Source organism: Streptomyces spinosisporus (genome assembly GCF_022698145.1).
Lineage (GTDB): Bacteria > Actinomycetota > Actinomycetes > Streptomycetales > Streptomycetaceae > Streptomyces > Streptomyces spinosisporus.
In genome coordinates, this window is the sequence record NZ_JALDAX010000017.1 from 122528 (window position 1) to 147292 (window position 24765).

Annotated in this window: 19 protein-coding genes and 1 pseudogene; 11 read left to right on the forward strand and 9 right to left on the reverse strand. The window is 71.5% G+C overall.

Annotated features, from left to right (window positions below):
- The first annotated feature begins 25 nt into the window (after positions 1–25).
- From trpC to lgt, 6 genes are all read left to right on the forward strand, one after another.
- Positions 26–835: an indole-3-glycerol phosphate synthase TrpC gene (gene trpC / locus MQN93_RS34335; RefSeq protein WP_108013428.1), complete on the forward strand. Its 810-nt coding sequence runs from the start codon at positions 26–28 to the stop codon at positions 833–835.
- A 21-nt stretch (positions 836–856) separates the two neighbouring features.
- Positions 857–1072 carry a tryptophan biosynthesis modulator TrpM gene (gene trpM, locus MQN93_RS34340; RefSeq protein WP_078516659.1) on the forward strand — a complete coding sequence of 72 codons (216 nt, stop codon included), beginning with the start codon at positions 857–859 and terminating at the stop codon, positions 1070–1072.
- Positions 1073–1132: 60 nt separating this feature from the next.
- The gene (gene trpB, locus MQN93_RS34345) at positions 1133–2416 is read left to right on the forward strand and encodes a tryptophan synthase subunit beta (protein ID WP_242712579.1); all 1284 of its coding nucleotides are present in this window, start codon (positions 1133–1135) and stop codon (positions 2414–2416) included.
- The gene (trpA, locus tag MQN93_RS34350; RefSeq protein WP_016435901.1) at positions 2413–3231 is read left to right on the forward strand and encodes a tryptophan synthase subunit alpha; all 819 of its coding nucleotides are present in this window, start codon (positions 2413–2415) and stop codon (positions 3229–3231) included. The genes trpB and trpA overlap by 4 nt, the downstream gene beginning before the upstream one ends.
- Positions 3232–3319: 88 nt before the next feature.
- On the forward strand, positions 3320–4093 hold the full coding sequence (locus tag MQN93_RS34355) for a DsbA family protein (protein ID WP_242712580.1): 774 nt from the start codon (positions 3320–3322) through the stop codon (positions 4091–4093).
- A gap of 82 nt (positions 4094–4175) precedes the next feature.
- Positions 4176–5186 (forward strand): prolipoprotein diacylglyceryl transferase, encoded by a 1011-nt coding sequence (gene lgt, locus MQN93_RS34360; protein ID WP_242712581.1) that lies wholly within the window; start codon positions 4176–4178, stop codon positions 5184–5186.
- A 48-nt stretch (positions 5187–5234) separates the two neighbouring features.
- Here lgt and MQN93_RS34365 read toward each other — a convergent pair whose 3' ends face one another.
- The 6 genes from MQN93_RS34365 to MQN93_RS34390 are packed head-to-tail and all read right to left on the reverse strand — an operon-like array spanning position 5235 to position 12201.
- On the reverse strand, positions 5235–6071 hold the full coding sequence (locus MQN93_RS34365; protein WP_016435904.1) for an HpcH/HpaI aldolase/citrate lyase family protein: 837 nt from the start codon (positions 6069–6071) through the stop codon (positions 5235–5237).
- Entirely contained in the window at positions 6068–7285 is a 1218-nt protein-coding gene (locus MQN93_RS34370) for a CaiB/BaiF CoA transferase family protein (RefSeq protein ID WP_242712582.1), read from the reverse strand. Before MQN93_RS34370 ends, MQN93_RS34365 begins: the two co-directional genes overlap by 4 nt.
- Positions 7282–8643 carry an ADP-ribosylglycohydrolase family protein gene (locus MQN93_RS34375; protein ID WP_242712583.1) on the reverse strand — a complete coding sequence of 454 codons (1362 nt, stop codon included), beginning with the start codon at positions 8641–8643 and terminating at the stop codon, positions 7282–7284. The genes MQN93_RS34370 and MQN93_RS34375 overlap by 4 nt, the downstream gene beginning before the upstream one ends.
- On the reverse strand, positions 8631–9815 hold the full coding sequence (locus tag MQN93_RS34380; RefSeq protein WP_372504509.1) for an ADP-ribosylglycohydrolase family protein: 1185 nt from the start codon (positions 9813–9815) through the stop codon (positions 8631–8633). Before MQN93_RS34380 ends, MQN93_RS34375 begins: the two co-directional genes overlap by 13 nt.
- A gap of 8 nt (positions 9816–9823) precedes the next feature.
- The gene (locus MQN93_RS34385) at positions 9824–11200 is read right to left on the reverse strand and encodes an ADP-ribosylglycohydrolase family protein (protein ID WP_242712584.1); all 1377 of its coding nucleotides are present in this window, start codon (positions 11198–11200) and stop codon (positions 9824–9826) included.
- Positions 11197–12201: an ADP-ribosylglycohydrolase family protein gene (locus tag MQN93_RS34390; RefSeq protein WP_016435909.1), complete on the reverse strand. Its 1005-nt coding sequence runs from the start codon at positions 12199–12201 to the stop codon at positions 11197–11199. The genes MQN93_RS34385 and MQN93_RS34390 overlap by 4 nt, the downstream gene beginning before the upstream one ends.
- A gap of 240 nt (positions 12202–12441) precedes the next feature.
- Between MQN93_RS34390 and MQN93_RS34395 the strand changes: the two genes are divergently transcribed.
- The 3 genes from MQN93_RS34395 (at position 12442) to MQN93_RS34405 (ending at position 19587) form a co-directional block, all read left to right on the forward strand.
- The gene (locus MQN93_RS34395) at positions 12442–13173 is read left to right on the forward strand and encodes a VIT1/CCC1 transporter family protein (protein ID WP_016435910.1); all 732 of its coding nucleotides are present in this window, start codon (positions 12442–12444) and stop codon (positions 13171–13173) included.
- Between the two features lie 365 nt (positions 13174–13538).
- Positions 13539–18131, forward strand: a complete 4593-nt coding sequence (gene gltB, locus MQN93_RS34400) for a glutamate synthase large subunit (protein WP_242712585.1) — start codon at positions 13539–13541, stop codon at positions 18129–18131.
- The gene (locus MQN93_RS34405; protein WP_016435912.1) at positions 18124–19587 is read left to right on the forward strand and encodes a glutamate synthase subunit beta; all 1464 of its coding nucleotides are present in this window, start codon (positions 18124–18126) and stop codon (positions 19585–19587) included. The genes gltB and MQN93_RS34405 overlap by 8 nt, the downstream gene beginning before the upstream one ends.
- A 132-nt stretch (positions 19588–19719) precedes the next feature.
- On the opposite strand, the gene MQN93_RS34410 is transcribed toward MQN93_RS34405, so the two are convergent.
- Both MQN93_RS34410 and MQN93_RS34415 read right to left on the reverse strand, forming a co-directional pair.
- Positions 19720–20625: a chitosanase gene (locus MQN93_RS34410; RefSeq protein ID WP_016435913.1), complete on the reverse strand. Its 906-nt coding sequence runs from the start codon at positions 20623–20625 to the stop codon at positions 19720–19722.
- A gap of 36 nt (positions 20626–20661) precedes the next feature.
- Positions 20662–21573, reverse strand: coding sequence for a rhomboid family intramembrane serine protease (locus MQN93_RS34415; RefSeq protein WP_242712586.1), 912 nt, complete (start codon positions 21571–21573; stop codon positions 20662–20664).
- Between the two features lie 97 nt (positions 21574–21670).
- Between MQN93_RS34415 and MQN93_RS34420 the strand changes: the two genes are divergently transcribed.
- Together MQN93_RS34420 and qcrB are read left to right on the forward strand one after the other, a co-directional pair.
- Positions 21671–22396, forward strand: coding sequence for a vWA domain-containing protein (locus MQN93_RS34420; RefSeq protein WP_242712587.1), 726 nt, complete (start codon positions 21671–21673; stop codon positions 22394–22396).
- A 67-nt stretch (positions 22397–22463) separates the two neighbouring features.
- Positions 22464–24113, forward strand: coding sequence for a cytochrome bc1 complex cytochrome b subunit (qcrB, locus tag MQN93_RS34425; RefSeq protein ID WP_016435916.1), 1650 nt, complete (start codon positions 22464–22466; stop codon positions 24111–24113).
- Here the strand turns inward: qcrB and MQN93_RS34430 are convergent.
- Positions 24088–24606, reverse strand: a pseudogene (locus MQN93_RS34430) (acyl-CoA dehydrogenase family protein); the annotation flags it as partial. The gene qcrB and the pseudogene MQN93_RS34430 sit on opposite strands and share 26 nt — an antisense overlap.
- Positions 24607–24765 lie beyond the last annotated feature (159 nt).

The following is a 24765-nucleotide window of genomic DNA, read 5'->3' on the forward strand; positions in this document are numbered from 1 at the left end:
AACCGTCTGAAAGGGGGCCGCTCGCGTGAGTGTGCTCGACGAGATCATCGACGGAGTCCGTGCCGACCTCGCGGAGCGGCAGGCGCGCGTCAGCCTCGACGAGCTCAAGGAGCGCGCGGCGAAGGCTCCCGCGGCCAAGGACGGACTGGCCGCGCTGCGCGGCGACGGTGTCAAGGTCATCTGCGAGGTCAAGCGCTCCAGCCCCTCCAAGGGCGCGCTGGCCGCGATCGCCGACCCCGCCGGACTCGCCGCGGACTACGAGGCGGGCGGCGCGGCCGTCATCTCCGTGCTGACCGAACAGCGCCGCTTCGGCGGCTCGCTCGCCGACCTGGAGGCCGTCCGCGCCCGCGTGGACATCCCGGTCCTGCGCAAGGACTTCATCGTCACCTCGTACCAGCTGTGGGAGGCCCGCGCGTACGGCGCCGACCTCGCCCTCCTGATCGTCGCCGCCCTCGAACAGCCGGCCCTGGAGTCGCTGATCGAGCGTGCCGTCTCCATCGGGCTCACCCCGCTCGTCGAGGTGCACGACGAGGACGAGGTCGAGCGGGCGGTGGACGCGGGCGCCAAGGTCATCGGCATCAACGCGCGCAACCTCAAGACCCTCGAGGTCGACCGCGGCACCTTCGAGCGCGTCGCGCCCGAGGTCCCCGCCGACCTCGTCCGGGTGGCCGAGTCCGGCGTCCGCGGCCCGCACGACCTGATCGCGTACGCCAACGCCGGCGCCGACGCCGTCCTGGTCGGCGAGTCCCTGGTCACGGGCCGCGACCCCAAGACGGCCGTCTCCGACCTGGTGGCGGCGGGCGAGCACCCCGCACTCCGGCACGGACGCGGCTGACCTTTCGCTAGACTCGCCCCGATGACGCTCACGACGACCACCACGGACCGGTACGCCCGCCTCGCGCGCGGCTGCCGCCCTCGCGGTTGCCGTGCCCCCGCCCGCCGTGTCCACGGCCGCAGGGTCAGATACGTCATCGGCGACGAACCCGGCCAGGTCAACGGCCGGCGATGGCAGCGCCCCTCCAGGGGCGCGGGGACCTGCGCGACCAGCCACACACGGCCCGCAGTCGCCTGACCATCTCCGCCCCCACGGCGATCAGTGCTGTTCACACACCACTCACCGTGAGGTACACGCATGCCCAGCGACTTCTTCATCCCCGACCCGGAGGGTCAGGTCCCCAGCGCCGAGGGCTACTTCGGCGCCTTCGGCGGCAAGTTCATCCCGGAGGCCCTCGTGGCCGCCGTGGACGAGGTCGCCGTCGAGTACGACAAGGCCAAGCACGACCCGGAGTTCGCCCGCGAACTCGACGACCTGCTGGTCAACTACACCGGCCGCCCCTCGGCCCTCACCGAGGTGCCCCGCTTCGCCGCGGAGGCCGGCGGCGCCCGGATCTTCCTCAAGCGGGAAGACCTCAACCACACCGGCTCCCACAAGATCAACAACGTGCTCGGCCAGGCCCTGCTGACCAAGCGCATGGGCAAGACCCGCGTCATCGCCGAGACCGGCGCGGGCCAGCACGGCGTCGCCACGGCGACCGCCTGCGCGCTGTTCGGCCTCGACTGCACGATCTACATGGGCGAGATCGACACACAGCGCCAGGCCCTGAACGTGGCCCGCATGCGCATGCTCGGCGCCGAGGTTGTCGCCGTGAAGTCCGGCAGCCGCACGCTCAAGGACGCCATCAACGAGGCCTTCCGCGACTGGGTCGCCAACGTCGACCACACCCACTACCTCTTCGGTACGGTCGCGGGCCCGCACCCCTTCCCGGCCATGGTCCGCGACTTCCACCGGGTGATCGGCGTGGAGACCCGCCGCCAGCTCCTGGAGCGCGCCGGACGCCTCCCGGACGCCGCCATCGCCTGTGTGGGCGGCGGCTCCAACGCCATCGGCCTCTTCCACGCCTTCATCCCGGACGCCTCGGTCCGCCTGATCGGCTGCGAACCGGCCGGACACGGCATCGAGTCGGGCGAGCACGCGGCCACGCTGACCGCGGGCGAGCCCGGCATCCTGCACGGCTCGCGCTCCTACGTCCTCCAGGACGAGGAGGGCCAGATCACCGAGCCGTACTCGATCTCCGCCGGTCTGGACTACCCGGGCATCGGCCCGGAGCACTCCTACCTCAAGGACTCGGGCCGCGGCGAGTACCGCGCCGTCACCGACGACGCGGCGATGCAGGCGCTGCGCCTGCTGTCGCGCACCGAGGGCATCATCCCGGCCATCGAGAGCGCCCACGCCCTCGCCGGAGCCCTGGAGGTCGGCAAGGAGCTGGGCAAGGACGGGCTGATCGTGGTCAACCTGTCCGGCCGCGGCGACAAGGACATGGACACGGCCGCGCGCTACTTCGGGCTGTACGACACCGACGCGGAGGTCGCCGCCAACGAGGCCGACACCGCCGAGATCGAGGGGGACGCCAAGTGAGCGGGAACATTCAGCTGCTGTCCGACACCCTCGCCGGCGCCAGGGCCGAGGGCCGCTCCGCCCTCATCGCCTACCTCCCGGCCGGGTTCCCGACCGTGGACGGCGGCATCGAGGCGGTCAAGGCGGCCCTGGACGGCGGCGCGGACGTCGTCGAGGTCGGCCTGCCGCACAGCGACCCGGTCCTCGACGGCCCCGTCATCCAGACCGCCGACGACATCGCCCTGCGCGGCGGCGTCAAGATCGCGCATGTGATGCGGACGGTCAAGGAGGCCCACGAGGCCACCGGCAAGCCGATCCTCGTCATGACGTACTGGAACCCCATCGACCGCTACGGCGTCGAGCGCTTCACCGCCGAGCTCGCCGCGGCGGGCGGCGCGGGCTGCATCCTGCCCGACCTGCCGGTGCAGGAAGCGGCGCTGTGGCGGGAGCACGCCGACAAGCACGGGCTCGCCACGGTCTTCGTGGTCGCGCCCAGCAGCAAGGACGAGCGGCTCGCCGAGATCACCGCGGCGGGCAGCGGCTTCGTCTACGCCGCCTCCCTGATGGGCGTCACGGGCACCCGCGAGTCGGTGGGCGCGCAGGCGCAGAACCTGGTCGAGCGCACCCGCGCCACCGGCACCGCCCTGCCCGTCTGCGTCGGGCTCGGCGTCTCCAACGCCGAACAGGCCGCCGAGGTGGCCGGCTTCGCCGACGGCGTGATCGTCGGCTCGGCCTTCGTCAAGCGGATGCTGGACGCGCCGGACGACGCGGCCGGTGTCGAGGCCGTCCGCTCGCTCGCCGGTGAGCTCGCCAAGGGCGTGCGCGGGGCGGCGTAGCCGGACATCTCATGTCACGGGGATCCTCCTTACGAGTGGATCTGGGAGCGGGGAGGCGCATTGCGCCTCCCCGTTTCGTTCTGGGGGTGTGAGCGAGAAGAACCGTGAGGGAAAGCGCACCGCCCGGGAGCGGCTGGCGGACGAGCGAGCGAAGCAGAAGGCCGCGGACAAGCGACGGCGGACGCTGATCGTGGGCGCGAGCGTGGTCTGCGTCCTGGGCCTCGCCGCGGTGATCGGCGTGGTCGCCGCGAACTCCGGCAAGGACGAGGACAAGGCCTCGGGCCCGGCCGTGGCGCCCTCCGGGGCCCAGGGCAAGGACAGCCTCGCGATCCCGGTGGGCAAGGACGGCGCCAAGTCGACGCTCACGATCTGGGAGGACTTCCGCTGCCCGGCCTGCATGGCCTTCGAGACGGCGTACCGCCCGACGTTCCACGAGCTGACCGACTCCGGGCAGCTGCGCATCGAGTACCACCTGGTCCGGCTGATCGACGGCAATCTCGGCGGCACCGGCTCGCTGCGCGCGGGCAACGCCGCCGCCTGCGCCCAGGACGCCGGCCTGTTCCGCGACTACCACGACATGCTGTACGCGAACCAGCCGAAGGAGACCGACGACGCCTTCGGGGACAACGGCAAGCTGATCGCGCTCGCGGGCAAAGTGAAGGGCCTGGACACGGCCGCCTTCCGCTCCTGTGTCAACGACGGCAGGCACGACAGCTGGGTCGACAAGTCGAACGACGCCTTCAAGGCCGGCCATTTCAGCGGCACCCCGACCGTGCTGCTCGACGGCAAGAACATCTACCAGGACCAGACGATGACCCCCGCCAAGCTGAAGCAACTCGTGCAGCAGGCGAACAAGGGTTAAGAGTTTCACGGCCGCCCGTTATGGACCCGTAGCCGGTCCGCCTGCCGTCGGGCCCGCCCGGCACGGTAGCGTCGACCCTGTCATGGAAGAACTTGCCTACATTCCGAGCCCGTCGCGCGGGGTGCTGTATCTCGGCCCCATCCCGCTGCGCGGCTACGCGTTCTGCATCATCATCGGCGTCTTCATCGCGGTCTGGCTCGGCAACCGGCGCTGGGTCGCCCGTGGCGGGCGGGCCGGCACGGTCGCCGACATCGCCGTCTGGGCGGTGCCGTTCGGCCTCGTCGGCGGCAGGCTCTACCACGTCATCACGGACTACGAGCTGTACTTCAGCGAGGGCCGTGACTGGGTGGACGCCTTCAAGGTGTGGGAGGGCGGACTCGGCATCTGGGGCGCGATCGCGCTCGGTGCGCTGGGCGCCTGGATCGGCTGCCGCCGCCGCGGCATCCCGATGCCCGCCTACGCCGACGCCGTCGCCCCCGGCATCGCCTTCGCGCAGGCGATCGGCCGCTGGGGCAACTGGTTCAACCAGGAGCTGTACGGCAAGGAGACGCACGTCCCCTGGGCGCTGCACATCACGTCCTCGACGGACGGCCGCGTGCCCGGGTACTACCACCCGACGTTCCTCTACGAGTCCCTGTGGTGCATCGGCGTCGCCCTCCTGGTCATCTGGGCCGACCGCCGCTTCAAGCTGGGCCACGGCCGGGCGTTCGCGCTCTACGTCGCCGCGTACTGCGTGGGCCGCGCCTGGATCGAGTACATGCGCGTCGACGACGCCCACCACATCCTCGGCCTCAGGCTGAACGACTGGACCGCGCTGGGCGTCTTCCTGCTCGCGGTGACATACATCGTGGTGTCGCTGGACAAGCGCCCGGGCCGGGAGGCCGTGGTCGAGCCGGGTGCCGCGGAGGACTCGGCCGGGGCCGACGGCGGGGATCGCGTGTCCTTCGAGAAGGACGAGGCGGATGCGAAGGGTCCCGAGGAGCCCGAAGCCGCCGGGAACGCCGACGCCTCCGAAGCCGAGGCGAAGGACGGCGCGGAGGACGACGTCAAGGACGACGTGAAGGACAGCGCCGAGTCGGCCAGGAAGAGCTGACCGGTCGGTCGTACGACGACGAGGGCGCCCGCGGTGAAGCGGGCGCCCTCATCGTCGTTCGCGGTGGGCGAGCGCCAGAGTGCGCTGCGCCGCCGTCACCACCGCCGCGTCGATGAACGTCCCGTCCGGCAGCGCCTGGGCGCCCTGCCGGGTCGTCGCCGCCTTCACGATCGTCTCGGCCTCCTCGACCTCCCTCGCCGTGGGCAGATAGGCCCGCTCGATGACGGGGAGCTGACGGGGGTGGATGGCGGCGCGGCCCAGGAAGCCGAGGGCGCGGCCGTGGGCGCAGGACGCGGCCAGGCCCTCCAGGTCGCGGATGTCGGGGTGGACCGACTGCGGGGACGGGGGCAGGCCCGCCGCCCGTGCGGCGACGACGACGCGGGAGCGGGACCAGTCGAGGCCCACGTCCTCGCGTACGCCGAGGTCGGCCCGTAGATCCGCCTCTCCCAGGGCGATGCCGCGCAGGGCCGGGTGGGCCGAGGCGATGGCGTAGGCGTGCTCGACTGCCAGGGCGGACTCCAGCAGGGCGTACAGGGGGAGGGCTCCGCCGTCGGAGGGGACCGACCGTTCCGCGGTGCGGGCGATCTGCTCGGGGGAGGTCACCTTCGCAAGACGCAGGCCCGACAGGCCCGGCAGGGCGGCCACCGCCTCCAGATCGCGTGCGGCGAGCGGGCCGTTGAGGGCGTTGATGCGGACATGGACCGGGACCGGCTGCGGGGCGGAGAGGAGTTCGGCCGTGGCCGCGCGGGCGTACTCCTTGCGGTCCGGGGCGACCGCGTCCTCCAGATCGACGACGACCACGTCGGCGCCCGCGACCAGGGCCTTGGCGACGACCTGCGGTCGGTCGCCGGGGGCGTAGAGCCAGGTGAGCGGGGGCGGGGTCATACGGCGCCCTCCTCGCGCAGGGCGGTCAGTTCGGCCGGGGTCAGACCGAGTGCGGTCAGGACCGTCTCCGTGTCGGCGCCGTGCGGGCGGCCCGCCCAGCGGATCGCGCCGGGGGTGGAGGAGAGCCGGAAGAGGACGTTCTGCATGCGGAGGGGGCCCAGTTCGGGGTCGTCGAGCGAGGTGATCGTGTCCAGGGCCGCGTACTGCGGGTCCATCATCACCTCCCGGACGTCCTGGACCGGCGCCACCGCCGCCTCCGCCTTCTCGAAGGCCGCGAGGACCTCGGTCCGGGTGCGCTCGGCGATCCAGCCGCCGACCGCCTGGTCCAGGACGTCGGCGTGCCGGGCGCGGTCGGCGCCCGTCGCGAACCACGGCTCGTCGATCAGCTCCGGGCGGCCCACCAGGTGCATCACGCGTTCCGCGATCGACTGCGCGGAGGTGGAGACGGCGACCCAGGCGCCGTCGGCGGTGAGATAGGTGCCGCGCGGGGCGTTGTTCTGGGAGCGGTTGCCGGTGCGCGGCTGGACGTGGCCGAGCTGGTCGTACCAGATGGGCTGGGGGCCCAGGACGGTCAGGATCGGCTCGATGATCGCCATGTCGACGACCTGGCCCTCGCCGGTGCGCTCGCGGGCGGCCAGCGCGGTCATGACGGCGTAGGCCGTGGCCAGGCCCGCGATGGAGTCGGCGAGGCCGAACGGCGGGAGCGTCGGGGGTGCGTCCGGTTCGCCGGTGATGGCGGCGAAGCCGCTCATCGCCTCGGCCAGGGTGCCGAAGCCGGGGCGGTGCGCGCTCGGGCCGAACTGGCCGAAGGCGGTGACCCTCGTGAGGATCAGCCGGGGGTTGGCGGCGGACAGCTCCTCCCAGCCGAGGTCCCACTTCTCCAGGGTGCCGGGGCGGAAGTTCTCGACGACGACGTCCGCGGTGGCGACCAGGCGCAGCAGGGTGGAGCGACCGCCCCGCTTCGACAGGTCGAGGGTGATGGTCCGTTTGTTGCGGCCGAGCAGCTTCCACCACAGGCCGACGCCGTTCTTCGACGGGCCGTGGCCGCGGGCGGGGTCGGGCTTGGCGGGGTGTTCCACCTTGATGACCTCGGCACCGAAGTCGCCGAGCATGGTGGCGGCGAGCGGGCCGGCGAAGAGGGTGGCGAGGTCGAGGACGCGCAGTCCGGTGAGAGGGGCCTGGGCCTCTTCGGTGGGTCGGGTGGCGCGGGTCATGAGCGGGATGCCTCCCGGTGCGTGAGCTGGGCCAGGGTGTCGAAGCCGGTGCCGTTGAAGTCGCCCACGGAGGTGGCGAGCCGGTTCTTCAGCGGGGTCGTCCAGCGGTCCGGCAGGGCGGCCGGGGCACCGGCGAGGAGGGCGGCGATGCTGCCGGCCGCCGCGCCGCACGAGTCGGTGTCCCAACCCCCGGACACCGCACGGCAGATGGAGCCGCTGAAGTCGCCGTCCGCATGGGTGAGCGCGGCGGCGACGAGGGCGGTGTTGGGGACGGCGTGCACCCAGTGGTGGGTGGCGGCATGGGTCTCGTGCAGCCGGTCGACGACGGTGTCGAAGTCGGTGTGCTCCGCGGCGAGTTCGACGGCGTGGCGGACGGCGCGGGCCAGCCGGGAGCCGGGCGGTACGACGGTCAGGCCGGTACGGAGACAGGCGTGGACGTCGTGGGTTCCGGTCGCCGCGGCGGCGATGACGGCGGCCGTGAACATCGCGGCGTAGACGCCGTTCGCGGTGTGGGTGAGGGTGGCGTCGCGATGGGCCTGCTCGGCCGCGGCTGCCGGGTCGCCGGGGTTGGTCCAGCCGTGTACGTCGGCGCGGATGAGCGCACCGATCCACTCGCGGAAGGGGTTGCGGTGGCGGGCCGTATGCGGTGGCTCCAGGCCGAGGAGGAGATTGCGGTAGGCGATGCGCTCGGCGGTGAAGGTGCGGCCCGCCGGAAGTTCGGACAGCCACAGGCCGGCGACGTCGGCCGTGGTGAAACCCCTGCCGTGGCGCTGCATCAACAGCAGGTTGAGGAGCGGGTAGTTGAGGTCGTCGTCCTCCGGCATGCCGTCGATGTTCTCGGCGAGGGAGGTGGTCGCCGAGCGGCGGTTCCAGGGATGTTGCGCCAGGAGGTCACCGGGCACCCCGCGGGCGGTGAAGTAGGTGTGCAACGGCCAGTTCCCGGCGGCGCGCGCCAGTTGACGGATGCCGTCGAGGGGGAGCTTCTCCACCGGTTTGCCCAGCAGACAGCCGACGGCCCGGCCGAGCCAGGCGGCCTCGAGACGGGCCCGCGTGACCGGTGACGGGCCGGCGGACGCGGGCCAGTCGGGGCACAGGGCCCTGATCCTGCGCAGATCCGTCGGCTCGCTGTCGCCCAACGTGCTCGGCAGGTCCGCCAGTTCGTCCAGCAGGTCCTTGGCGAGCAGCCGCAGGTAGCGCGAGACAGGGGTCGGTGAGGCGCCCGCCCGCAGCGGGGCCTCGGGGCCGCGCGCGGCCCGCCACCGTGCGGCGATCGCCGACGGCTCGCGTCCGTCCAGGGCCGCCTGCCTCAGCTCGTGGCCGATCAGGTCCTCCGGCTGGACCCAGGTCAGTCGGAGCAACTCGGGCCTCCCATCTCGGCGAAGGCCGCCTCGTGGGTCCTGCGGCGGCGTACGTCCCGCTCGAAGATCTCCCGGGTCACCCGCGTGAGCGTCGCCGCCGGCTCCCACAGGTCGAGGCGGCTCGCCTCCGCCACCCTCTTCGACCAGTCCTCCGGGACCGGGGAGCCCAGGGCGCCGGCGAGTGCGCCCGCCATCGTCGCGATGGAGTCGCAGTCACGGCCGTAGTTCACTGCCCCCAGGACGGCGTGCCGGTAGTCGCCGCAGGAGACCAGCAACATGCCGAGGGCGACGGGGAGTTCCTCGATCGCGTGGAGCCGGGAGGGGCGGCGGGCGCCGAGGGACGGGTCGCGGTAGTCGGGGCCGACGGTGTCGTACGGCGCCACCGCCTCGCGCAGCGGGACCAGCGCCGACTCGAAGTCCGTGTGACGGGAGGCCACTTCGCAGACCCGGTCGATCGCCGTGCGCGTGCCGTCCTTGGCCAGGGCGAGCGCGGCGGCCACGACCGAGTCCGGCGTCGCTCCGGGGGTGGCGGCCGCGGCCACCGCCGCCGCGAGGACGCCCGCCGCCTCGCGGCCGTACGACGACTGGTGCGCGCCCGCGACGTCGAGCGCTTCCGCGTACGCTCCCGCCGGGTTGGCCGCGTTGACCAGGCCGACTGGCGAAATGTACATCGCGGCACCGCAGTTGACGATGTTGCCGGTGCCCGCCTCGCGGGGGTCGGCATTGCCGTAGTGGAGCCGGGCCACCAGCCACTTCTCCGCGAGGAAGAGGCGGTGCAGGGGGAGGGACTCCGTCTCCAGCTCCGGGATCCAGCGCGGGTTCGTCATCAGGTCCGGGACCAGGTGGTCGGCGATCGCGAACGCGTCCAGGTGGTCGCGGACCCGGGCGTAGACCCGCACCAGCGCGTGCGTCATCAAGGTGTCGTCGGTGACGTGGCCGTCGCCCTTGTGGTACGGCGCGAGGGGGCGGGCCGTGCGCCAGTCGTCGCCGTTCCAGGGGCCGACGATGCCGTGGACGCGGCCGCCGTGGCGTTCGAGGATCTGGTCGGGGGAGTAGCCCTCGACGGGGCCGCCGAGGGCGTCGCCGACCGCGGCTCCCACGAGGGCTGCGGTGATGCGGTCCTCCAGGCTGGTTTGTCGGCTTCCGGAGGTCATGGGTGTCATGGGCGTCATGGGCGGAATCATCCTCCCGGTGAGGTCGGTTGCGTGGCTTCCAGAAGTTCGGCGAGTTCCACCAGGTCGGTGCCGGTCAGGCGGGGGAGTGCGCAGCCGGAGAGGGTGCGGCAGGCCTGGCGCCAGGTCGCCGGGATCGACGCGCCGCCGCCGAGTGCTCCGGTGAGCGCTCCCGCGAGCGCCGGGGCCGAGTCGGCGACGCGGGACAGACAGGCCGCGGCCGGGACCGCCTCCGCGATACGGCCGCCCGAGGCGATGGCCAGGGCCAGGGCGACCGGGACCGTCTCGGCGGCGGCGATGCCGTAGCTGTAGACGTGGTCGACGATCTGGTGCTCCAGGAGCGGGATCAGGGTGAAGGCGCTCTCGGCGCCGGCGGCGAGGTCGAGGGCGTGGCGGGCGTTGCGGCCGATCTCCGTGTACTCGGGGAGCTCGGCGAGGGCGGCCGCGACACAGGTGTGTGCGTCCGCGCCGCCGAGGGCGAGGGACACGGCCGCCGCCATCGCGCGGGCGCCGTGCACTCCGTCGCCGTCCTGGGTGTAGCGGGCGTCGAACTCGGCGAGGTCCGCGGCGGGGCGGGGGTCGCCGGGGTGGGCCACGGCGAGGACGCAGGCGCGTACGCAGGCCGCGTCGTCGAAGTAGTGGGGGTTGTCGTGGCCGGTGGCGGGTGGGCGCAGGCCGGTGGCGAGGTTGCCGAGGCCGGCGCGTACGGAGATGCGGGCGCGCAGGGGGAGGACGGCGGACTCGACCTCCGGGGCGCGGTTCGCCGCGGCGGCGATCTCGGCGGCCACGGCGTTCCAGGTGAGGTCGATGGCGGCTCTCGTACGGCGTTCTCGGCTGAGGTCGCCGAGGACGGTGCTGTCGCCGGCGCGCAGGAGGGCCTCTGCGGCGAAGGCCGCCCATTCCGCGTCGTCGGAGGGGCCGAGGCGGAGGGGTTCGGGGGGTTGGTTCAGGGCGATGGGGACGGGGAGGGTGGTGGTGGCGTTCTGTTCGGCGAAGGTGTCGAGTTCGCGGGTGAGGCGGCGGGTCCACTCGGGCATGCGGGCGGCTCTGTGGCGGGCGGCGGGCCAGCCGGCGGCGTCGCCTGCGGCGAGCCCCAGCAGGAGGCCTTCGGTGCGGCGGGGGTTGTTGTGCGGGTCGGCGTGGGGTGCGCGGTGCGGGTCGGCGTCGGCGTCGGGTGCGGCCTCGGCTTCGCCTTCGGCCGATGTGTTCCCACCCGCACCACCCGTGCGAGTTTCGATGTCGGGTGCGGGTGGCCCCTGTGGGGGTCGTTCGCCGTCGGCGGGTGCGGGTGCGGGTGCGGGTGCGGGTGTAGGGCGGGCCTGCGTGCGTGGTTCGTCGGTGGTGATCGTTTGTGGGGTCTGTGTCCAGGGGGCCGGTGGGGTCATCGGGGGCGCTCCCGGGTGAGGTGGTCTGCCACGTCGAGGATGTGGTGGCCGGCCATGGCCGGGAGGCAGGTGCCGCGGGCCGGGCCGATGGCGGCCGCCCAGTCGTGGGGGATGGCCGAGATGCCCTGGGTGGCGCCCGCGAGGGCGCCCGCCACCGCGGCCGTGGTGTCGGCGTCTCGGCCCATGTTCACGGCCGTGAGGACGGACTGCCGGAAGTCGCCGTCGGCCGCCGCGTAGGCGCCGAAGGCCAGGGCGACCGCCTCCGGTGCGAGGTCGGTCCAGGGGTAGCCGCCGATGACGACCGAGGAGCGGACGGCGCGTTCGCCGCGATGGGCCACCGCGGCGGCCCGGCGCAGGGAGCGGGCGGTCCAGGAGTCGTCCGGGACGACGGCGAGGGCGGAGGCGACGACGGCGATCGTCGGCGCCCCCGCCATCGCCGCCGCGACGCCGGCCGCGACCGCCTGGCCGCCGTAGATGCCCTCGCCGTCGTGGCTCACCGAGCCGTCGATCGCCGCCAGCCGGGCGGCCTCGGCGGGGCGGCCCGCGGCGAAGACGCCGAAGGGGGCCGCGCGCATGGCCAGGCCGTCGCTCCAGGCGTGCCGATGCTGGGCCGAGATCGGCGCGGCAAGGCCTCGGCGCAGGTTCTCCAGCGTGCCGCGCTCGCTGAAGCCGGCGCCGCGGAACGGGCCCTCCTCGCGGTCCGCGATCCACTCGTGCCAGGCCGCCTCGACATGGGCCGGGGTGAGGGCGGATCCGTGCCGGGCCAGGAGCAGACCGGAGAAGATCGCGTACTCCGTGTCGTCGGTGCCGCAGGGGTGCTCGGCGACGTAGCCGGTGATGCGGCCCCAGCGGGCGCGGATCTCCGAGGGCTTCATGTTCTCCGCCGGGGCCCCGAGGGCGTCGCCGACGGCCAGCCCGAGCAGCGCGCCGCGCGCCCGTTCGCGGAGTTCTGCGGCGTTCCCGGGTGAGGGGACCGGGGGAATGCAGGCGACCGATGCCATACGCGGCCTCTTCCGGGAGTGGGTTCGCACAGGGCGCGAACCCTTTGCCCATGTGTCCCACCGTCGGCGGTTGACCTGAGCCTCCGACGGAGCCAAGTCACCCGGTCGACGCCCGGGTCCGGCTGTTAGCTCAGCCTTTCCTTGCTGGCGGGGGAGGAATTGCGGGCGTAGATTTGGCGTTGTCGGAAGTTAGAAACAGTCCAAAGTTAGCTTTGGCTTAGCTTCCTTGAGGAGAGGCAAGTGGCGATCATCGAGACCGAGGCCGCGCTGCACGAAGCGCACCGCGACAACCACACGCACCGGGATGTGAACGGCGGCTGGCTGCGCCCCGCCGTCTTCGGCGCGATGGACGGCCTGGTCTCCAACCTCGCCCTGATGACCGGTGTGGCCGGCGGTGCCGTCAGCCGGGAGACCATCGTGCTGACCGGGCTCGCGGGCCTGGCCGCCGGCGCCTTCTCGATGGCCGCCGGTGAGTACACGTCGGTCGCCTCCCAGCGCGAGCTCGTCGAGGCCGAGTTGGACGTCGAGCGCAGGGAGCTGCGCAAGCACCCGAAGGACGAGGAGGCCGAGCTCGCGGCGCTCTACGAGTCGCGCGGCGTCGAGCCCGAGCTCGCGCGGGAAGTCGCCCGCCAGCTGTCGAAGGACCCCGAGCAGGCCCTGGAGATACACGCCCGCGAGGAGCTCGGCATCGACCCCGGCGACCTGCCGTCCCCGCTGGTCGCGGCCGTGTCGTCGTTCGGGTCCTTCGCGCTGGGCGCCCTGCTGCCCGTACTGCCGTATCTGCTCGGTGCGACCGTGCTCTGGCCCGCCCTGCTGCTGGCGCTCGTCGGGCTCTTCGCCTGCGGTGCGGTGGTGGCCAGGGTGACGGCGCGCAGCTGGTGGTACAGCGGACTGCGGCAGCTCGCGCTCGGTGGCGCCGCGGCCGGTGTGACGTACGCCCTGGGCAGCCTGTTCGGAACGGCCGTAGGATGAGGGTCGGCTGCACAGTATGCGTTGGGCCGCATAAGTAGCCGTTACTCGCTGGTTTCGGATGCATGACCACGGGGCATGAGCCGTAAGCGCTGTGGGCAATGACGCCTGTCGCGCATCCGCGGGGGGCGACGCCGCCCCTCCCGCCTTGGACTGACGGACATCGATCTGTCCCGTTCGGTCCCCATAGCTTCCACCGCAGGCGTGGTACCCCCGCCGCCCCGCGGTGTCCGCATGTTGGAACGAAGCATCCGCTTCCCGAGAACGCCCCCATCATGTAACCTGCACGAAATTTTGCACCGAGCAGAGGGCCAACGTCGTCCCTCGGCACTTTGAACATGCCACTTGAGACGACGACGGGAGAGCCGATGCGTACGCCGCGCCAGCCGTCCCAGCACTCCGCGAATGGCCAGAACTGGTCCTTCATGGATGCTCGCCCTGCTGCGCAGGGTATGTACGACCCCCGCAACGAACGAGACGCGTGCGGCGTCGGATTCGTGGCGACCCTCACCGGCGAGGCGTCCCACACTCTGGTCGAACAGGCCCTGACGGTGCTGCGCAACCTCGAGCACCGCGGCGCCACCGGCTCCGAGCCGGACTCCGGTGACGGCGCCGGACTGCTCTCCCAGGTGCCCGACGCCTTCTTCCACGAGGTGGCCGGATTCCAGCTGCCCGAGGCGGGCGGTTACGCCGTCGGCATCGCGTTCCTGCCCGAGGAGGGCACCGAGGACGTCGTCTCACGCATCGAGACGATCGCCGGTGAGGAGGGCCTCACGGTCCTCGGCTGGCGCGAGGTTCCGGTCGCGCCGGAACTGCTCGGCGCCACCGCCCGTTCGACGATGCCCGCCTTCCGGCAGCTCTTCGTCACGGACGGCGTGAGCCGGGACATCGACCTCGACCGCAAGGCCTTCGCGCTGCGCAAGCGCGCCGAGCGCGAGGCCGGCGTCTACTTCCCGTCGCTCTCGGCCCGCACCATCGTCTACAAGGGCATGCTGACCACCGGCCAGCTGGAGCCGTTCTTCCCGGACCTGTCCGACCGCCGCTTCGCCTCGGCCGTCGCCCTGGTCCACTCGCGCTTCTCCACGAACACCTTCCCGTCGTGGCCGCTCGCGCACCCCTACCGCTTCGTCGCGCACAACGGCGAGATCAACACCGTCAAGGGCAACCGCAACTGGATGCGCGCCCGCGAGTCGCAGCTCGTCTCCGACCTGTTCGGCGAGGGCAGCTTGGAGCGCCTGTTCCCGGTGTGCACGCCGGACGCCTCCGACTCGGCGTCCTTCGACGAGGTGCTCGAACTGCTGCACCTGGGCGGGCGTTCGCTGCCGCACTCCGTGCTGATGATGATCCCGGAGGCGTGGGAGAACCACGACTCCATGGACCCGGCCCGGCGCGCCTTCTACCAGTTCCACTCCACGATGATGGAGCCCTGGGACGGCCCGGCCTGTGTCACCTTCACCGACGGCACCCAGGTCGGCGCGGTCCTCGACCGCAACGGCCTGCGCCCCGGCCGCTACTGGGTCACCGACGACGGCCTCGTCGTCCTCGGCTCCGAGGTCGGCGTCCTCGACATCGACCCCGCCAAGGTCGTCCGCAAGGGCCGCCTGCAGCCCGGCCGCATGTTCCTCGTGGACACCGCCGAGCACCGCATCATCGAGGACGACGAGATCAAGGCGACCCTCGCCGCCGAGCAGCCGTACGCCGAGTGGATCGAGGCCGGCGAGATAGAGCTGGGCGACCTGCCCGAGCGCGAGCACATCGTGCACACCCACGCCTCGGTCACCCGCCGCCAGCAGACCTTCGGCTACACCGAGGAGGAACTGCGCGTCCTGCTCGCGCCGATGGCCAAGGCCGCGGCCGAGCCGATCGGTTCGATGGGAACCGACTCGCCGATCGCCGCGCTCAGCGACCGTCCGCGGCTGCTCTTCGACTACTTCACACAGCTGTTCGCCCAGGTCACCAACCCGCCGCTGGACGCGATCCGCGAGGAGCTCGTCACCTCCCTGCGCTCCTCCCTCGGCCCCTCGGGCAACCTGCTGGAGCCGACCGCCGCCTCGTGCCGCTCGGTCCTGCTGCCCTTCCCGGTCATCGACAACGACGAGCTGGCCAAGCTCATCCACATCAACGCCGACGGCGACATGCCCGGCTTCAAGGCCGCGACCCTCTCCGGCCTGTACCGCGTCTCCGGCGGCGGCGACTCCCTCGCCGCGCGCATCGACGAGATCTGCGCCGAGGCCGACGCCGCCATCGAGAACGGCGCCCGCCTGATCGTCCTGTCGGACCGCCACTCGGACGCCGAGCACGCGCCGATCCCCTCGCTGCTGCTCACCGCGGCCGTCCACCACCACCTCATCCGCACCAAGCAGCGCACCCAGGTGGGCCTGCTGGTCGAGGCCGGAGACGTCCGCGAGGTCCACCACGTCGCCCTGCTCATCGGCTACGGCGCCGCGGCCGTCAACCCGTACCTGGCGATGGAGTCGGTCGAGGACCTGCTGCGCGCGGGCACGTTCATCAACGGCCTGGAGCCCGAGCAGGCCATCAAGAACCTGATCTACGCCCTCGGCAAGGGTGTCCTGAAGGTCATGTCCAAGATGGGCATCTCGACCGTCGCCTCCTACCGCGGCGCACAGGTCTTCGAGGCCGTCGGCCTGGACGAGGCCTTCGTCGAGAAGTACTTCAACGGCACGGCCACCAAGATCGGCGGCGTCGGCATCGACGTCATCGCCAAGGAGGTCGCCGCCCGCCACGCCAAGGCCTACCCGGCCTCCGGCATCGCGCCGGCCCACCGCGCGCTGGAGATCGGCGGCGAGTACCAGTGGCGCCGCGAGGGCGAGCCGCACCTGTTCGACCCGGAGACGGTCTTCCGCCTCCAGCACTCCACGCGCACCGGCCGCTACGACGTCTTCAAGAAGTACACCGAGCGCGTCAACGAGCAGTCCGAGCGCCTGATGACGCTGCGCGGCCTGTTCGGCTTCAAGTCCGGCCGGGAGCCGATCTCGATCGACGAGGTCGAGCCCGCGAGTGAGATCGTCAAGCGCTTCTCCACCGGCGCCATGTCCTACGGCTCCATCTCGCGCGAGGCCCACGAGACCCTCGCCATCGCCATGAACCAGCTGGGCGGCAAGTCCAACACCGGTGAGGGCGGCGAGGACCCGGAGCGCCTGTACGACCCGGCGCGCCGCTCGGCGATCAAGCAGGTCGCCTCCGGCCGCTTCGGCGTGACCTCCGAGTACCTGGTCAACGCGGACGACATCCAGATCAAGATGGCCCAGGGCGCCAAGCCCGGCGAGGGCGGCCAGCTGCCCGGCCACAAGGTGTACCCGTGGGTGGCGAAGACCCGGCACTCCACGCCGGGTGTGGGGCTCATCTCCCCGCCGCCGCACCACGACATCTACTCCATCGAGGACCTGGCCCAGCTGATCCACGACCTGAAGAACGCCAACCCCCAGGCGCGCATTCACGTCAAGCTGGTCTCCGAGGTCGGCGTCGGCACGGTCGCGGCGGGTGTGTCCAAGGCGCACGCCGACGTGGTGCTGATCTCCGGCCACGACGGCGGCACCGGCGCCTCCCCGCTGACCTCGCTGAAGCACGCGGGCGGCCCCTGGGAGCTCGGCCTCGCCGAGACCCAGCAGACCCTGCTGCTCAACGGCCTGCGCGACCGCATCGTCGTGCAGACCGACGGCCAGCTCAAGACCGGCCGTGACGTCGTCATCGCCGCGCTGCTCGGCGCCGAGGAGTTCGGCTTCGCGACCGCGCCGCTCGTCGTCTCCGGCTGCGTCATGATGCGCGTCTGCCACCTGGACACCTGTCCGGTCGGCATCGCCACGCAGAACCCGGTGCTGCGCGAGCGCTTCTCCGGCAAGGCCGAGTACATCGTCAACTTCTTCCAGTACATCGCCGAAGAGGTCCGCGAGATCCTCGCCGAGCTGGGCTTCCGCACCATCGAGGAGGCCGTCGGCCACGCCGAGGCGCTCGACGTGACCCGCGCGGTCGACCACTGGAAGGCGCAGGGCCTGGACCTCGAGCCGCTGTTCCACGTGCCCGAACTGCCCGAGGGCGCCGTGCGCCACCGGCTGATCGAGCAGGACCACGGCCTGACCAAGGCGCTCGACAACGAGCTGATCAAGCTCGCCGCCGACGCGCTCGCCGCGGACTCCGCCACCGACGCCCAGCCGGTGCGCGCCCAGGTCGCCATCCGCAACATCAACCGCACGGTCGGCACCATGCTCGGCCACGAGGTGACCAAGAAGTTCGGTGGCGCGGGCCTGCCCGACGACACCATCGACATCACCTTCACCGGCTCCGCGGGCCAGTCCTTCGGCGCCTTCCTGCCGCGCGGCGTCACGCTGCGCCTGGAGGGCGACGCCAACGACTACGTCGGAAAGGGCCTGTCGGGCGGCCGCCTCATCGTCCGCCCGGACCGGGGCGCCGACCACCTCGCCGAGTACTCCACGATCGCGGGCAACACCATCGCCTACGGCGCGACCGGCGGCGAGCTGTTCCTGCGGGGGCGTTCGGGCGAGCGGTTCTGTGTCCGCAACTCCGGCGCGCTGGTGGTCTCCGAGGGCGTGGGCGACCACGGCTGCGAGTACATGACCGGCGGTCACGCGGTGGTCCTCGGCGAGACGGGCCGCAACTTCGCGGCCGGCATGTCCGGCGGCATCGCCTACGTCATCGACCTGGACGTCGACAACGTCAACGCCGGCAACGTGGGCGCCGTGGAGGCCCTCGACGACTCCGACAAGCAGTGGCTGCACGAGGTGGTGCGCCGGCACCAGGAGGAGACGGGGTCCACGGTCGCCGAGAAGCTGCTCGCCGAGTGGGACATCGCCGTGGAGCGCTTCAGCAAGATCATCCCCAGCACGTACAAGGCAGTGCTCGCCGCCAAGGACGCCGCCGAGCGAGCCGGTCTCACCGAGACCGAGATCACCGAGAAGATGATGGAGGCGGCGACCAATGGCTGACCCGAAGGGCTTCCTGAACCACGGCCGTGAGGTCGCCCAGACCCGTCCCGTCGACGAGCGCGTCAAGGACTGGAACGAGGTCTACGTCCCCGGCTCCCTGCTGCCGATCATCAGCAAGCAGGCCAGCCGCTGCATGGACTGCGGCATCCCGTTCTGCCACAACGGCTGTCCGCTCGGGAACCTGATCCCCGAGTGGAACGACTACGCTTACCGCGAGGACTGGAGCGCCGCCTCCGAGCGGCTGCACGCGACCAACAACTTCCCGGAGTTCACCGGTCGCCTCTGCCCCGCGCCCTGCGAGTCGGCCTGTGTGCTCGGCATCAACCAGCCGCCGGTGACCATCAAGAACGTCGAGGTCTCGATCATCGACAAGGCGTGGGAGGCCGGCACCGTCGCCCCGCAGGCGCCCGAGCGCCTGTCCGGCAAGACGGTCGCCGTCATCGGCTCGGGCCCCGCGGGCCTGGCCGCCGCCCAGCAGCTGACCCGGGCGGGCCACACCGTCGCCGTCTACGAGCGCGCCGACCGCATCGGCGGCCTGCTGCGCTACGGCATCCCCGAGTTCAAGATGGAGAAGCGGCACATCAACCGCCGTATCGAGCAGATGCGCGCGGAGGGCACCCGCTTCCGTACCGGCATCGAGATCGGCCGCGACCTCAAGGCGACCGACCTGAAGAAGCGGTACGACGCGATCGTGATCGCCGCCGGTTCGACGACCGCCCGTGACCTGCCCGTCCCCGGGCGGGAGTTGAAGGGCATCTACCAGGCGATGGAGTACCTGCCGCTGTCCAACAAGGTCCAGGAGGGCGACTACGTGGTGTCGCCCATCTCGGCCGAGGGCAAGCACGTCGTGGTCATCGGCGGCGGCGACACCGGCGCCGACTGCGTGGGCACCGCCCACCGCCAGGGCGCGGCCTCCGTCACCCAGCTGGAGATCATGCCCCGCCCGAACGACGAGCGGCACCCGACCAACCAGCCCTGGCCGACCTTCCCGATCCTGTACAAGGTCACCTCGGCCCACGAGGAGGGCGGCGAGCGGATCTACTCCGCCTCGACGACCCACTTCGAGGGCGACGAGGACGGCAACGTCCAGTGGCTGCACCTCGCCGAGGTCGAGTTCGTCGACGGCAAGCTGACCTCGAAGCCGGGCACCGAGCGCAAGATCCCGGCCCAGTTGGTCACCCTCGCCATGGGCTTCACCGGCCCCGACCGGGAGAACGGCCTGGTCGAGCAGTTCGCCCTGGACCTCGACGAGCGCGGCAACATCGCCCGCGACGCCGACTTCCAGACCAACGTGCCCGGTGTGTTCGTCGCCGGTGACGCCGGCCGCGGCCAGTCGCTCATCGTCTGGGCCATCGCCGAGGGCCGCTCCGCCGCCCGAGGCGTCGACCGCTACCTGACCGGCGCCAGCGACCTCCCGGCCCCGATCCGCCCGACGGACCGCGCACTGACGGCCTGACGGTGGCACGAGGGACCTGACGGTCCCTCACGAGAACGTCCCGTACAAAGGCGTACGGAACACAGACGGCGCCCGCCCTTCCAGTCCCCGACCGGACCGCTGGGGCGGGCGCCGCCGCATGCTCGCGCGGATCTACGGCACCTTGTACGTCTCCCCGTACACCTGCCACGTCAGCGGTGTCTTCAGGGACAGGTTGCCGTCGTAGAGGAAGCGGCGCTGGGCCGTGTCGATGCGGCTGGTGTCGATGTCGGTGCGCTTGGACTTCATGGCCTTGACGCGGATGTCGAGGAAGATGTCCAGGTACTTCTTCTCGGAGCCGCCCTGCGAGGGCGTGTCCGCCTCCGCCATGGCGCGTTCGCGCAGGCCGTAGAAGCTGTTCGGGCCGGTGCCGGGGCCGTGGAAGACCATGGCGTCGTAGTAGATGAACTGGCCGAGCGTGCCGAGGCCGTCGAGCTTGGCGAGGCGGACGGACGGGTTGAAGTAGACCCGGTCGCGTTCCTCGTCCTGGGCCCTGCGGAAGGCGGGGAGCTTCGCCTCGGCCTTCCAGGCGGCGGTGAAGCCGGGGTCCAGGCCCTCGTGGGAGTCCGTGCCGTCGACCTTGCGCAGGGCGGGCAGATAGCGGGCGAGGCCGTTGCCGGGGTGCGCCTTGGTGTAGCGCTCGACCAGGGTCAGCAGGTCGTGGGTGCCGGTGCAGAAGCCGATGACGCCGGCCGTGTAGCCCTGCCCGTCGCCGATGTCCTCGATGTAGCCGTAGGCGCTGCGCCAGTCGAGGGTCGAGTTCTCGGCGCTCGCCACCAGCTTCTGCGCCAGCTCCTTCTCGGCCGGGGCGGCGAGGCCGGGCGGCAGGTCGGCGATCACCTCGTCGTCCTCCGCCCGCTCCTGCTCCGCCCGGCTCTTCGCGTCCTGCGCCCCGTGCGGTGCGGCCGAGACCGACGGCCTGGACGTGCCGTCGTCGGAGTGCGCGGGCGTGAGGACGTAGACCCCCGCCGTGATGACCACGGGAAGGGCCGCGAAGAGCAGGCAGCCGACACGTTTCATGGGGCACACATTACGTGCACATGTTCCATCGGCCGGTCACACGGTCAGTTCGGCGACCTTCGCCAGCGAAAGGATCACCAGCAGCGCCAGCACGGCGACACAGGTGCCGGCCTGCACGAGGTTGCGCCGCCGGTCCCGGGGCGCGTACGCGTACGCCAGCGTCACCGCGCCGCCGGCCAGCAGACCGCCGAGGTGGCCCTGCCAGGACGTGAGGCCCGCGGAGATCAGCAGCCACAGCAGCAGGCCCGCCATGAAGCGGTTGACGCTGCGCATGTCGGCGCCGAGACGGCGGGCCATCACGTAGTACGCCGCCCCGAGCCCGAAGATCGCCCCGGACGCGCCCAGGGTGGGGGTGTCGGGCGCGATCAGCAGGACGAGCACCGAGCCGCCGAGCGCCGACAGCAGGTACAGCGCGACGTAGCGGATGCGGCCCAGCTGGAACTCCACGGCCCGGCCGATGTTCCACAGCGACACCATGTTCATCACGATGTGCAGGATCCCGAACGTCCCCTCGGCGACCGGGAGATGGAGGAAGGCGCCGGTCAGCAGGCGGTACCACTCACCGTCCACGACACCCTCGGGGTGATAGCCCGGGGGGTAGTCCGCCTGCCACACGTAGTGGCCGCCGTCCGGTCCGACCAGCCCGCGGCCCAGCATCTCGAACCGGTCCACGACCGAGGACCGCACCAACTCGCCCAGATACGCGAGCACGTTGAGCCCGATCAGGACGTACGTCACCAGGGGCACACCGGTGATCCGGCCGCCGAAGGCGGTACGTGCCTGCCGTACCGACCGCGCGCCCTCCTTCACGCACTCCACGCACTGGTGGCCGACGGCCGCCTCACGCATGCAGTCCGGGCAGATGTACCGGTCGCAGCGGGTGCAGCGGACATGGGACTCCACCTTGGGGTGGCGATAGCACGTGGTGACGGCGGACTCGGGTTCCACGGCCGGCTCCTAGGGCGCGGTGGGACGGATGGTGAGCCGATGGGAACGGCGGCGAACAAAATAACCAACGCCGGTTGCCGATGGGAGAGTAGGGGCCATGGTTGCGATCAGTCTGCAGAAGATCGAGGAGACCGCGCCCGCGCTGGTCGGTCCCTACAAGAGCGCAGGGGCCTCGCTGCACCGGCACGGCATCGAGGGTGTGCGGGCCGCCGTGTACCTGGTGGTCGACCACTCCGGCTCCATGAAGCCGTACTACAAGGACAGCAGCGTGCAGGCGCTCGCGGACCGGGTGCTGGGGCTGTCGGCGCATCTCGACGACGACGGACGGGTGCCGGTGGTGTTCTTCTCGACGGACGTCGACGCCGAGACCGACATCGCGCTGGCCGACCACGAGGGCCGTATCGAGCGGATCGTGGCCGGCCTCGGGCACATGGGCAGGACCAGCTACCACCTGGCGATGGACGCGGTCATCGACCACTACCTGGACAGCGGGTCCACCGCCCCCGCCCTCGTCGTCTTCCAGACCGACGGCGGCCCGATCAACAAGCTCGCCGCGGAGCGGTATCTGTGCAAGGCGGCGAAGCTGCCGCTGTTCTGGCAGTTCGTGGGCTTCGGGGACCCGCACAGCAAGCAGTTCGACTTCCTGCGCAGGCTCGACGACCTGGCGGTCCCGGACAAGCGGGTGGTGGACAACGCCGGGTTCTTCCACGCCGGCGAGGACCCCGCGAAGGTGTCCGACGCGGAGCTGTACGACCGGCTCGTCGGGGAGTTCCCCAAGTGGCTGGTGGCCGCCCGATCGGAGGGGATCCTGCCGCCGTCCTGACCGCCCCGTTGGCTTGGCCTCCCCGTCGTGTCACCCTGAGGATGATCCGACGGGAGGCGACGAACGTATGGACGGCGCACGATCGGGGAACGAAACGGCGACTGCCGCACGCAGGCAGCCGCCGGGCAAGGGCGAGCGCGTCGCCGACTGGGCCGACGGGCGGCTGGGGCTCTACTCGCTGGCCAAGGCCAACATGCGCAAGGTTTTCCCGGACCACTGGTCCTTCATGCTGGGCGAGATCTGCCTCTACAGCTTTCTGATCCTCATCCTCACCGGCATCTACCTCACCCTGTTCTTCGAGCCGAGCGGCGTCGAGGTGATCTACCACGGCTCGTACACCCCGCTCAACGGCGTCCCGATGACCCGGGCCTACGAGTCCACGCTCGACATCAGCTTCGACGTGCGCGGCGGACTGCTGATCCGGCAGATCCACCACTGGGCGGCCGTGGTCTTCATCGCCGGCATGCTCATCCACATGATGCGGGTGTTCTTCACCGGCGCCTTCCGCAAGCCGCGCGAGCTGAACTGGCTGTTCGGCTGGACCCTGCTGTTCCTCGGCATCATCACCGGTCTGACCGGCTATTCGCTCCCCGACGACCTGCTGTCCGGCACCGGTATCCGCTTCGCGGACGGTGCGATCCTGTCGGTCCCGATCGTCGGAACGTATCTGTCCATGTTCCTGTTCGGCGGGGAGTTCCCGGGGCACGACATCATCTCGCGGCTCTTCCCGATCCATGTCCTGCTGCTGCCGGGGATCATGCTCGGCCTGGTCGTGGCCCATCTGATCCTGGTCTTCTACCACAAGCACACGCAGTACCCGGGGCCCGGACGGGACCAGAAGTCCGTGGTCGGCATGCCCTTCCTGCCGGTCTACATGGCCAAGGCGGGCGGCTTCTTCTTCCTCGTCTTCGGTGTGCTGACGATCATGGGCGGCGTCGCCAGCATCAACCCGGTCTGGGCCTTCGGTCCCTACCGGCCGGATCTGGTGACCACCGGCGCCCAGCCCGACTGGTATCTCGGCTTCTCCGAGGGCCTGATCCGGGTGATGCCGGGATGGGAGATCAACTTCTGGGGTCACACGCTGGAGCTGGGCGTCTTCATCCCCTTCTCGCTCTTCCCGCTGATCATGCTCGCCATCGGCGTCTATCCCTTTGTCGAGGCCTGGATCACCGGTGACAAGCGTGAGCACCACATCCTGGACCGGCCGCGCAACATGCCCGTGCGCACCGGTCTCGGCGTGGCCTGGCTGAGCCTGTACGGGGTGCTGCTGATCGGCGGCGGCAACGACATCGTGGCCACGCATCTGCATCTGTCCATCAACGCGATCACCTGGTTCGTGCGGGTCTCCTTCTTCGTGGTGCCGGTGGTGGCGTTCCTGGTCACCAAACGGATCTGCATGGGCCTGCAGCGCCGGGACCGGGACAAGGTGCTGCACGGCAGGGAGAGCGGCACCATCAAGCGGCTGCCGCACGGGGAGTTCGTCGAGGTCCACGAGCCCCTGGGCCAGGACCAGTTGTTCACGCTCACCCAGCACGAGCAGGAGCCGCCGTACGAGATCGGGCCGCGGGTCGACGCGAACGGTGTGCGGCGGCCGGTCACGATCTCCCAGCGGGTGCGGGCGCAGCTGTCCAAGGCCATGTTCGGGTCGGAGTCGCGCATCCCGAAGCCGACGGTGGAGGAGTATCGGGAGCTCACCAGCGGCGACCACCACCACTGAGGACCAGGGCCCGGCAGGTGCGCGGTCCGCCCCACGCGGTGCGCAGGGCGCGGGCCTTGGTCAGCCACAGGGACAGGTCGTACTCCGCGGTGTAGCCGATCGCGCCGTGCAACTGCAGCGCCGTACGGGCCGTCCGGTACGCCGCCTCGCACGCCGCGACCTTCGCCGCGGCGACATCGCCCGGGCTCAGCGTCAGCGCGGTCCCGAACAGCAGAGGGCGAGCGAACTCCAACGCGATCTTCGCATCCGCCAGCCGATGCTTGACGGCCTGAAACGACCCGATGGGCACACCGAACTGGGTGCGCTGCTTGACGTAGGCAACGGTCTTGTCGAGCAGCGCGACACCGACACCGAGAGCTTGAGCAGCGGTAGCGAGCCGGGCCAGGAGCAGGGCACGGGCGGCCGCTTCGGAGACCTGCGGGCTGGTGGGGAGGGGGTCCCCGCCGGGGGGGAGGGGGAAGAGGCGGCGGGCGGGGTCGAGGGATGGGTGTGGGGGGTTCGTGGGGGAGGGTGAGGTGGGTGTGGGTGCGGGTGCGGATGCGGATGTGGGTGTGGGCGGGGTGGATGCGGATGGGTGCGGGACCAGCGCGGGTGGGTGCGGGGCTGGCGTGGGAGGTTGTGGGGCGGAGGGAGAAGGTTGTGGGGTGGATGC